The organism is uncultured Roseovarius sp. (assembly GCF_947489715.1).
Taxonomy (GTDB): domain Bacteria; phylum Pseudomonadota; class Alphaproteobacteria; order Rhodobacterales; family Rhodobacteraceae; genus Roseovarius.
The window spans coordinates 21,035-31,747 of sequence record NZ_CANLER010000008.1; the positions used below are offsets into that span (position 1 = coordinate 21,035).

Sequence of the window (10,713 nt, forward strand, 5' to 3'; positions counted from 1 at the left end):
AGAAAAAAGGGCCGGCTAGTTTGCCGGCCCCTGCAGGTCGTGAATTATGAACCGCCCGCCGACAGCAGACGGTCGATAATATCCTGGCCGACGCTTTCCGCCATCAGTGGCCAGATCGTCTCCTGAACATGTGCCGCCATCGCTGCCTGCTCTTCGTCGTTCAGGCTCAGGATGGTGTAACCGCTTTCGATCAGTTTCTGACCAAAGACCTCATCATTCTCACGGTTATAGGCGAAGAAGTCGTCGGAGGCTTTGGTCATTGCCGCTGTCAGGGCTGCGCGCTGTTCGTCGTTCAGCTTGTCCAGCGTACGCTGCGAGGCGTAGAACGTCGTCAGTTCCGAGATCGAGTTGTACTCGACAAAGTGGGTGCCCACGTCGGATTTGGCAAAGATGGAATAGGTCGCCGTCTTGGTGCAGCAGATCGCGCCATCAACGATACCGGACTGGATCGCCGGGAAAATGTCACCCCAGGCCATTGTCGTCGCCTGGAAACCCAGTTCTTCGACCATGGATTTCACAACGTTCGACGACCAGACGCGAATGTTCATGCCCTTATCGTCGAACGTATTCCAGTTTGTCGGCTCCTGCGTGGCAACAATGCCAACAAAGCCTTCGGGGTTCTGAGCGATCACGCTGACGCCGTAATCGTCGGTGATCTCCTGAAGGATCTTGTTATACTCAGAATCCATGTTGCGCATGATGTTGTTCATGTCGTCCCATCCGCCGACGAGGAATGGCATGGACAGGAATTCAAGACGCGGATCGGTATCCGCATAGATAAAGGCCGCCGCCAGGTCGATATTGCCGCGCGCGACATCTTCGAACAGGGCTTCACCCGACCCCAGCTGGTTGGCCGGAAACACGTCAATCTTGAGGTCAACACCAGCCGCCGCAACATCTGCCGCAACCTGCTCCATCATCTTGGTGCCTTGGTGGTCAATCGGAAACACACCTGCAAAGCGCAGGGTCATTTCGTCGGCAAACGCAGCGGTCGACATCAGCACGCTCAGCGCTCCAACTGTCAGACCTTTGGTAAATTTTGTGAAGTTCATCGAGTTCTCTCCCAGTTAATTGTAAGTCGTTTGGTTTATGACTTTTTTTGACCGCAGCTTAATGTGTGGCATCCGGTCAGGCTATGCGAACAGACTGCACAGCGCAATTCGTTTTGTATTTCTTGTGTCTGGATCTCGTTCATCTCTCCTTCGTTCGTTTCAGTCGGGCCTTGCCCGTAACGGATTCGTGCGTCGGCAAACCGGCAATGGCACCATCTTCGTGAAAGACTGTATGACGGCCGGGTCCGCGATATGGTTCGCGATTCTCTCTTTGGGCTGTTGCAAGGCTTGGATCTGCACCACGTCACTGATCCCACGCCGGTGGCTCATGCGGTCGCTTCTTCAAATCCACGCAGGAACGATTGCAGATTGGCGCCCAGCTCATCGCAAAGATAGCCGCCTTCCTGGACAATCACGGTGGGCAGGTCGAGCATCGCCAGCGCCTTGGCCATGTCCGCAAATCCCGGGGTCGAAACCGTGAGGCCACCAAAGGGATCGCCTTCGAAGGCATCAAGGCCAAGGGCAATCACGATGGCACCCGGTGCAAAATTCCTGACATTGATCAGACTACCTGCAAGACCCTTCAAAAACCCGTCATCCCCGGTGCCACGGGGCAGCGGGATATTCAGGTTGTAACCCCGACCCGCACCTTCACCGATCTCATGCGCATGGCCCCAGAAAAACGGGTAGAACCGTGCAGGATCCGCGTGGATCGACAATGTGAAAACATCGTCGCGCTCGTAAAAGATGCCCTGCGTGCCGTTGCCGTGGTGCAGGTCAACATCAATGATCGCCACGCGGTCATGGGATTGTCGAAGGTATTGCGCCGCAATGGCGCTGTTGTTCAGGTAACAAAATCCCCCGGCCAGGTCGGTAAAGCAATGATGCCCCGGCGGACGGCAGAGCGCATAGGCCACGCGATCCCCTTCCGCCACGGCTTCTGCCGCGGACACGGCGCAATTGGCGGACCACCGGGCCGCCTCCCAGGTGTGTTCCCCGATGGGGCAGGACATATCGGTGACATGAAAACCTGCCTGTGCCACCGCCGACAAGGGATAGCTGGCCGTGCGGCGATCCGGGTGAATGTTTGGAAAGATTTCAGGCGCCGCATCGGGGATGCGTTTCCAGCGGTCGTGGACCGTGGACAGGAATTTCAGGTAGGCAGGCGTGTGCACGGCCGCAATTGGCGACAGGCCGTGATCTTTTGGCGCGCGCATCTCGTGACCACCCGCCGCAACGCCCGCAAGCAGGCGTTCAACCCGTTCAGGTTTCTCGGGATTTGGCTGCATAAGCCCATTCACCAGAAACCCGCTGGGGTCGTGCCGGCATTGCCGTTCCTGATCCGAAAAGACCTTCATTTTCTAGAACCCCACCTTGTCTGCGCCCTTGAGCCCCAGCATTGCACGTGCCTCATCGGGCGTGGCGATTTCAAATCCCAGCTCCTCCAGAACCATACGAATCTTTGTGACCTGCTGGGCATTGCTGACGGCAAGCTGCCCGCGCTCGATCATCAGGCTGTCTTCAAGGCCGACACGTACATTTCCACCAAGGATTGCACCCATTGTCCCCAAGGTCATCTGCTGCCGCCCGGCCGCCAGAACCGAAAAGGCATAGCTGTCACCCAGCAGGCGGTCGGCGGTTTCTTTCATGTACATCAGGCTCTGGGGGCTGGCGTCGATCCCCCCCAGAACGCCCATGACGAACTGTAGAAACACCGGACGCTCGATGCGGTTTTGCCGCAGATAGAACGCCACGTTCTGGATATGCCCGATGTCATAACATTCAAATTCAAACCGCGCGCCACCGGCGTCACCCAGCATCCGGAAAACGGTTTCGATGTCATGGAACGTGTTCTTGAATACCGTGTCGCGGGTGTTTTCAAGAAACTCTTCCTCCCAATCATGCGTCCAGTCGGCATAGCGGTCCTTCATCGGAAACAGTCCGAAATTGATCGACCCCATGTTCAGCGAACACATCTCGGGGGCCAATTCGGCAGGCGCAGACAGGCGTTGCTCGACACTCATCTGAGAGCTGCCCCCGGTTGTCAGATTGATCACCGCATCGGTGGCGTCCTTGATCCGGGGCAGAAACTGGCGAAACACGTTGATGTCCGAGCTTGGACGCCCGGTCTCAGGATCCCGCGCATGCAGGTGCAGAACCGATGCACCGGCCTTGGCGGCGTCGATCGCAGAGGTGGCGATCTCTTCGGGCGTGATGGGCAGATGCGGGCTCATGCTCGGCGTATGGATAGAGCCGGTGATGGCGCAGGTAAGGATGATCTTGCGTGCCACGTTCAGACCTCCAGCCCACAATCCCGGGCAAGTACCCCAAGACTGTCATCAAGGATATTCAATATCTCACCAATCTGGGGTTTGGTCACGATCATCGGCGGGCAAATCAGGAAATGATCCCCCGCCACCCCGCCACGGGTACGCCGCGCATAGGTGATCAAATTGCGCTCATAGCAGATTTCCACAAATCGCTCATAGGCATTCAGTTCTTTGGGCAGCGGCGCCATCGTATCCCGGTCCGCGACCAGTTCAAAGGCGGTCAGCAGCCCCTTGCCGCGCACGTCCCCGATAAAAGGGTGACGGTCCATAAGCGTGACAAGCCCTGCCATCAACGCCTCGCCCATGACCCGCGCATTGGCCATCAGATCAAGCCTGTCGATCTCGCTCAGAACCGCCAGACCAGCAGAACAGGCCAGCGGATTGCCCGCATAGGTATGTCCGTGGGCAAATCCACCGGCACTCAGCACGGTTTCGACCATCCCCGCATTGGCGATCATCGCGCCAAGCGGCGCATAGCCCGCCCCAAACCCCTTGGACACCGCCACCAGGTCCGGGCGGATATTCCAGTGTTCGGACGCCAGGAACGTGCCGGTGCGCCCGACGCCCGACATAACCTCATCCATGATCAGCAGGATGCCAAACTCATCGCAAATCTCCCGCACCCGGCCATAGTAGCTGTCCGGCGCAACCAACGCCCCGGTCGATGCGCCGCCGACAGGCTCCATTGCAAAGGCCAGCACGCTTTCCGGCCCCTGGGCAATGATCTCGTCGCGCAACATGTTGGCGTATTTGAGCCCGCGATCATGATCCGAAAGATTATCCCGATCCAGATAACAGGTGGGTGCGGGGATCTTCGGCATATCTTTGAAGAGCGGCCCAAAGGCATCCGTCAGCGGACCGTAGCCGGTTATCGCCAAAGCCCCCAGGGTCGAGCCGTGATAGGACGGAAAGCGTGAAATCACCTTCCAGCGACTGCCCTGCCCCGTCGCAACGGCCCATTGACGGGCAAACTTCACGCAGGATTCCACGGCTTCGGACCCGCCCGAGACAAAGAACACTTTGCTCAACCCGTCGGGCATTCGCTCGGCAATCGCGGTGGCCAGCTTTTCTGCGGCGTCATTTTCGAAATGCAACCGATAGGCAAAGGTCGCGCTGTCCATCTGCGCCTTCATCGCGGCAAGGACATTGGGATTTGAATGGCCGATATTGCTGACCATTGCGCCGGACGAGCCGTCGATGTAGCGCTGACCATTCTTGCCCCAGATATAAATCCCCTCGGCGCGGTCCACTTCGGGACGGCGCATTCGGCTCTGATAAAACAGGTTTGATGTCTTCACGGTCTTCTTTCTTAGAAAGGTTCTGCGGCAATCGGGGCTCTGGCCAAGCTTGTGTTTGTTTTCATTATAGAGCAAATAGATAGCGCTTATATTTATCATTGGTCAGATCAATGAAGGACTCCACCGAACAGGAAAAACTGATCCGGGAACTGGATTGGAACCTGCTGCGCACTTTCATGTTTGTCGTGCAAGAGGGCAGCATCACGCTTGCCGCCAAACGACTGATGCGTCGCCAGCCATCGGTCAGTCAGGCCCTGAAGCGGTTGGAAACGCGCCTCGGAACACAGCTGATTGACCGCAGCCCGTCGCATTTCCGCATCACGCCGGCGGGGCAAACGCTGTACCATGAGTGCCTGGATATTTTCGGCAATCTGGTTCGCACCATTCAAAGCACGCAAGGCACCGAAGACGTGGTGACAGGCAAAGTCAAACTCGCACTTCTCAGCAGAATTGAAAGCGAATTCTTCGACAAGGTCTTATCTGATTTTCACCACCAGAACCCCGAAGTCGGCTTCGACATCGAAGTCATGTCAAGCAAGGCAGTCCAGCAGGCGGTATTGGAAAAAACCGCTAGCCTTGGGGTTTGCCTGATACATGATGCACATCCAAATCTGCGACATGAGGTTCTGTACCGGTCCTATTTTGGATTTTATTGCGGCCCGGGCCATCCATTATTTGGCAAGAGCGACCTGAAAATCGATGACCTGCGCGACCATTCCTCCATTTCGTTCAGAACAGATCAGCTGTGGGATGCCCTGCGCCCGGTGGCCCTGCTGCGCGCGCAGCACAAGCTCGACAACAGGGTGATTGGCTACACATCTGATCTGGGCGAGGCGCAACGGATGATTGGCGCCGGGCTTGGGTTTGGACCGCTGCCCGTTCATGTCGCCGAAAGATTTGTGAAACGCGGCAAGCTCTGGCGCCTGCCGCCCTATGAAAACACGCTGGCGATTGATATCCATCTGGTGCACCATAAAAGCGCCCGGCTGAACCGGGCGGAACTTGCTATCCTCGAAATGTTTCGAAGCCGGCTGAACTCTGTCCCGCTTGCGCAGCGCAGCTACAACCTGCAAGAGATGGAGTGACTTTCAGCACAGGCGTTGACGGGCGGAGACCGGACTCATGACATCAAAAGATACGCTGACCCTGCTGGCCTGTCAGATCCAGATACCTCCCACGGCAACGACCGCCGCGCGCGACCACCATCTTGCGGATACTGCCGCCAAGCTGCGCGCACAACTTTCTGCGCAAAATGCCGATCTGGTGGTTTTGCCCGAGCTTTCCAGCATTGATTATTCCCGCTCGGCCTTTGACAATCTTGATGAGATTTCGGAGCCGCTGGACGGGAAATCGTTCGAGACGTGGCGCGCGGTCGCCATCGAATTCGGCGTGTACATATCCTACAGCTTCGCCCGCAGGGATGCATCGGGGACCTATATCTCGATAGCCTTTGTAACGCCCGAGGGCACGCTGGCCGGTCATTATGACAAACTTCATCTGTGCCAATACGGCGCGTCGATGGAAAAGGAATATTTTGGCGCGGGAGATCACGTATTCACGTTCAATATCAATAATTTCACCATTTCCCCGATCATTTGCTACGATATTCGCATACCCGAACTGGCGCGCGTCCTGACGCTGAAACACGGCGTCGACCTGATCCTGCATTGCGGGGCGTATTACCGGGATGAATCCTTCAACACCTGGCACAACTTTGCCATGTCGCGCGCCATGGAAAACCAGATTTTCTTCCTGTCGCTGAACCGCGCCGGAAAGACCTGGGGCAACTCGATTTTCTGCTGGCCCTGGATGGATGAAAACACTCCGGCCGTGCGGTTTGCAGACACTGACGAAGATTTTCGCCACGTGACGGTCGCCAAAGAGCAACTGCACGAAGTAAGGGAAAAATATACGTTCCTGGGAGATCGTCTGGCAGATTACGACGCGCTCATGGCCCTGCAGTCGCCCTCATAACCACTAGTCCAGCGCCACACTCGCCACCTCGATAGGTCGCGTCCGGGGCCGCACGGCATTCATCGGCTTGCAATAGCTCTGTTTGCGCATCCACTGGATCATGTCATTGCGCTTGACCCGGCTGTGAAACGGCCCCCAATCGGCGGCGACACCGCGCATGCCCTTCGACACCACGCCATCGCGCGGCACCGTGACCGCCATGATCCGAATGGCACAGGACAGGTTCGCCACACCGTCTTTCAGCGCTGCGCCACTGCGCGCCCGACACTTGTAGCTGCGTGCCGTCCCGGGTGAGATCTGCAACAGCCCGAACCATTTGCCGCCACCGCCCACGGCACGCGGACGATACGTGCTTTCATGCTTGGCCAGTGTCGATAGCAGCCCGACCCAAAACGCCCGCCGTTGCGCCTCATTCGCACCGGGATAGGCCGGGCACCACTGGGCGATGTCATGCGGCACGGTCTGGGGCAGACGCGCACCATGCTCTTTGAGCGCCGACAGCGACGCACGGGTCCACAATTGCGCTTCGGGCCGGTTTTCCCACCGCGTGCGCGGTAAATTGCCTTCCCGGACGGGCGGTTTGGGCTTTGACATGGCAAGATCAAGTGCACCACTTTCGGCACACAGGGCGATTCCCGGCCAGAAGGCCAGTAAAACAAGGGCAGCTACGCGTTTCATCCGACCATACTGACGGGAATCCCGCGCCATGGCAACGCCCCGGCCGGCCCGCAGATTTCCCCGCCTTCTCCCAAGGCCGGTCATGTTTTGGCCCATAACCCGCGCCATCCTGTCCCCGGTTAAAGAGTTGGAGACTCCATGCGCGCGCCATTTGAAACCGGCAAGTCCCTTGCGGGCTCGGTCCTCAAATCGTTAAAAACCACCCTGCCCGGCCCCGCAGGCACGGCGCAGAACGCACGCGCGCAGCAGCTCGATATCGACACGCTGACCAAACACATCATCCTGCCCTCCCTGCCCGTCACCGATGAGGAAATGGCCCGCGCCACCCATCAGGATAACGGCCTGAAACTGGCCCGCCAGGAAAACTGGCAGGAACTGTCGCGCCTGATCCAGCATGCCGAGGATTGCCGCCTGCCCACGCCCGGTGGCGAATCCGCCGCGATGCTGCTGGCCTTTGGAGCCCGCAGTGACGTGGTCGCCGTGGCCGAGGACGCGCTTTACGACGAGGCCGTACCCAGCCCCGAAGGCATCGACGCGCTGGAAGAGATGCTGGCCGAACATTACGGCGATTATGCCTGCGCGCTGATTACCGCCCTGGCCCATATCGACATCGGCTGGGCCTGGCGCAATACCGCCCCGGAAAGCGACGGTGCCCTGCACCTTCTGCGCTTCAAGGAACATTTCAAACGCGCCGAGGATATCCTTGGCCCGTTCGACGGGGTTGATCTGGATGCGCCCTCACTCGCCGCAGCACAATGCGCGCTTCTTGCCTTTCGGCGGCAGCCCGGCACGCGCGTTGCCGATGATTACGAGACTCTGATTGACCTAGATCCCGACAGCCCCCGCCACATGCGCGCCCTGGGTCAGCATCTCTTGCCTGCCTATTACGGCGATTACAAACAGCTCGAACTTGAGGCCCGCCGCACCGCCGCCCGCACCGGCGACATCTGGGGCGCGGGCGCTTATGCGTGGGTCTATTTCGATGCATTGGCGCTGGATGCGGAGACCCTGGGCCAGCTTGACGGTGACTTCTTCCTCGAAGGTCTGCAAGACATCCTGACACACCGCAAGGACCAGCATGTCACCAACCTTCTGGCAGCCTTTTGCGCCATCATCATGGCCCCCGATGCCGCGGGAAACAAACGTCCCGCCAAAGCCGAGGCGACCCGCAAGCGCCTGCACGGCTTTCTGGACCATATCCTAACCGATCACTTGCAAGAATTGCACCCGCTGATCTGGTCTCAAACTCTGCTCAGCCCGGGTCTGACGCCCCCGCTGCCCTCGCGTCGCGCGCTTGTGGCCAAGGGCCGACAAACCGCCCTTCGGGTCATTGCCGAACGGTTCGCCGACGACATCGCCAACGGTAATTCGATCGCGTTCTCCTCGGCCGGCATGTACCGACTGCCCGCGCTCTAGACCTAACTGCCGCGCGCACTCGAAAACATTGTCGTAAACCTGACGGACACCTATCCGATGCAAAAGGCAGCGGCTTGTGCGCACCGCTCAGGGCGCGCCAATCCGGGGCTGGACAAGGACGCGCAAAGCGGGATTCTAAAACTGTTCTCCCGACAGGGTGCCACGACCTCCATCACCGGGCTCGGCATCCGGTAGAATACAGGCCAAAAAGGTGAAATAACTGACCGGAAGATGACCAATCCCTTTTCAAACCCCGCCCCCAAGCCCGCGACGCAAGATGGTGTCTTTGACGATTCCGAACGCAGCCTTGCCAACCGAAACTCCGGCACCCTGCTTGAAACGCTGGCGCTGGACGTCACACCGACGGGCGCGCATTATCTTCTGACTCATTTTGACACACCCCTGTTGGACGACAGCACTCACCGGCTGACTTTCCAGGGCGCTTTCACCCATCCATTCGAGATGTCCATGGACGACATCCGCGCCCGCCCGCAAGTGACATTGCCTGTGACACTTGAATGCGCCGGAAACGGGCGCGCGAGCCTGTCGCCGCGCAGATATTCGATGCCCTGGAACTGCGAGGCCGTCGGCACATATGAATGGACCGGCACATTACTTGCACCGCTGATCGCCCAGGCGAAACCGGCCAAAGATGTGGTCGAGATATCCTTCACCGGCGTTGACTACGGCTATGATAGCGGGATCGGTCATTTCTTTGGGCGCAGCCTGACGCTGGCTCAATTGGAGGAACTCGAGGTTCTGCTGGTCTACGCCATGAACGGACAGCCTTTGCTGCCACAGCATGGCGCACCACTGCGCATCGTTGTTCCCGGATGGTATGGAATGGCCTCGGTGAAATGGCTCAGCAGTATCGAGGCGCTGACCGAACCCTTTCGTGGCTACCAGCAGGTCAACACCTATCGTTACAAGGACAACGATCAGGATGAAGGGCGCCCCATCACGGAAATCCGTGTCAAATCGCTGATGGTTCCACCCGGCGTCCCGGATTGGATCAGCCGCGCCCGTTTTGTGGAACCGGGCCCTGTCACAATTGGTGGCCGGGCGTGGTCGGGCGCGGGTCGTGCGATCACCAGGGTTGAATTTGGCGTGGATGGCATATGGCACGAGGCAGACCTGACCGGTCGCTCAAGTCGCTATGCCTGGACAGGATGGCGCGCCGATTGGCAGGCAGAACCCGGCACGCATGTCTTGCAATGTCGGGCAACGGATGAAACCGGTGCTGTTCAGCCGCTTGACCCACCTTGGGATTTGTCCGGCTTTGGCAATAATGCCGTTCAAACAGTCCGTGTCTTTGTGGGCGACTGAACATATTTCTGAGCGGTCAGATCCCAGCCCTGAACACGACCCGCCATTTGACAGCCCGTTCATGAGCGATATTGTCGCCGCCAACCCCTTGAAGCTCGCGTTTAGCTGGCACCCGAACGAATCCTCCAGCACCGAAGGTTTCATCGACAATGACGACCCCTTTCATGTCTTCCCTTCAGCAGATCGAACCCGGTTGGATCGACTACAACAACCACCTGAACATGGGCTATTACACGGTTATCTTTGATCGCGCCGCGGATGAGGCATTTGCAACACTCGGTTTCGGCCCCACCTATATCGCGGCGCAGAACCACACTACCTTCTCGGCCGAATTTCATGTCCGCTATCTGCGCGAACTGAAGCGGGGCGACCGGGTACGATCTTCCTTCCGGATTCTGGATCATGACGAAAAGCGGTTCCACTCATTTCAGGAACTCTTTCACGAAGACGGATGGTTGGCCGCAACCGGCGAAGGCATGACCCTGCATATCGACCTTTCCGGCCCCCGCGTAGCCCCGATGCCTGCCGCGATTTACAGCCGCATCGCGCAGATGAAAGCCCAGACCGCTGACCTGCCAACGCCCAATGGGGCGGGCGCAAAAATCGGTCTTAGGTAAAGGTGATTGCGCCGGGTTCATG

Annotated in this window: 10 protein-coding genes; 5 read left to right on the plus strand and 5 right to left on the minus strand. The window is 58.5% G+C overall.

The window, feature by feature from the left end:
- Positions 1–44 precede the first annotated feature (44 nt).
- From dctP to Q1B27_RS18040, 4 genes are all read right to left on the minus strand, one after another.
- Positions 45–1,052, minus strand: a complete 1,008-nt coding sequence (gene dctP / locus Q1B27_RS18025) for a TRAP transporter substrate-binding protein DctP (RefSeq protein ID WP_299849557.1) — start codon at positions 1,050–1,052, stop codon at positions 45–47.
- 326 nt (positions 1,053–1,378) lie between these two features.
- A complete protein-coding gene (locus Q1B27_RS18030; RefSeq protein ID WP_299849558.1) occupies positions 1,379–2,410 on the minus strand; it encodes a histone deacetylase family protein in 1,032 nt (343 codons plus the stop codon).
- Between the two features lie 3 nt (positions 2,411–2,413).
- Positions 2,414–3,343 (minus strand): 3-keto-5-aminohexanoate cleavage protein, encoded by a 930-nt coding sequence (locus Q1B27_RS18035; RefSeq protein WP_299849560.1) that lies wholly within the window; start codon positions 3,341–3,343, stop codon positions 2,414–2,416.
- 2 nt (positions 3,344–3,345) lie between these two features.
- Entirely contained in the window at positions 3,346–4,647 is a 1,302-nt protein-coding gene (locus tag Q1B27_RS18040) for an aspartate aminotransferase family protein (RefSeq protein ID WP_299849562.1), read from the minus strand.
- Between the two features lie 143 nt (positions 4,648–4,790).
- Here Q1B27_RS18040 and Q1B27_RS18045 point away from each other — a divergent pair, with 143 nt between their 5' ends.
- Positions 4,791–5,765, plus strand: coding sequence for a LysR family transcriptional regulator (locus tag Q1B27_RS18045; protein WP_299849564.1), 975 nt, complete (start codon positions 4,791–4,793; stop codon positions 5,763–5,765).
- 37 nt (positions 5,766–5,802) lie between these two features.
- Positions 5,803–6,654 (plus strand): carbon-nitrogen hydrolase family protein, encoded by an 852-nt coding sequence (locus Q1B27_RS18050; protein WP_299849566.1) that lies wholly within the window; start codon positions 5,803–5,805, stop codon positions 6,652–6,654.
- Positions 6,655–6,657: 3 nt separating this feature from the next.
- Here the strand turns inward: Q1B27_RS18050 and Q1B27_RS18055 are convergent, their stop codons facing one another.
- Complete coding sequence (locus Q1B27_RS18055; protein WP_299849568.1) at positions 6,658–7,362, minus strand: transglycosylase SLT domain-containing protein; 705 nt, start codon at positions 7,360–7,362, stop codon at positions 6,658–6,660.
- Positions 7,363–7,470: 108 nt separating this feature from the next.
- Between Q1B27_RS18055 and Q1B27_RS18060 the strand changes: the two genes are divergently transcribed.
- The 3 genes from Q1B27_RS18060 (at position 7,471) to Q1B27_RS18070 (ending at position 10,691) form a co-directional block, all read left to right on the plus strand.
- Positions 7,471–8,748 carry a hypothetical protein gene (locus tag Q1B27_RS18060; protein WP_299849571.1) on the plus strand — a complete coding sequence of 426 codons (1,278 nt, stop codon included), beginning with the start codon at positions 7,471–7,473 and terminating at the stop codon, positions 8,746–8,748.
- Between the two features lie 231 nt (positions 8,749–8,979).
- Positions 8,980–10,074, plus strand: coding sequence for a sulfite oxidase (locus tag Q1B27_RS18065; protein WP_299849573.1), 1,095 nt, complete (start codon positions 8,980–8,982; stop codon positions 10,072–10,074).
- Positions 10,075–10,238: 164 nt separating this feature from the next.
- Positions 10,239–10,691, plus strand: a complete 453-nt coding sequence (locus tag Q1B27_RS18070) for a thioesterase family protein (RefSeq protein ID WP_299849575.1) — start codon at positions 10,239–10,241, stop codon at positions 10,689–10,691.
- The last annotated feature ends 22 nt before the right edge of the window (positions 10,692–10,713 follow it).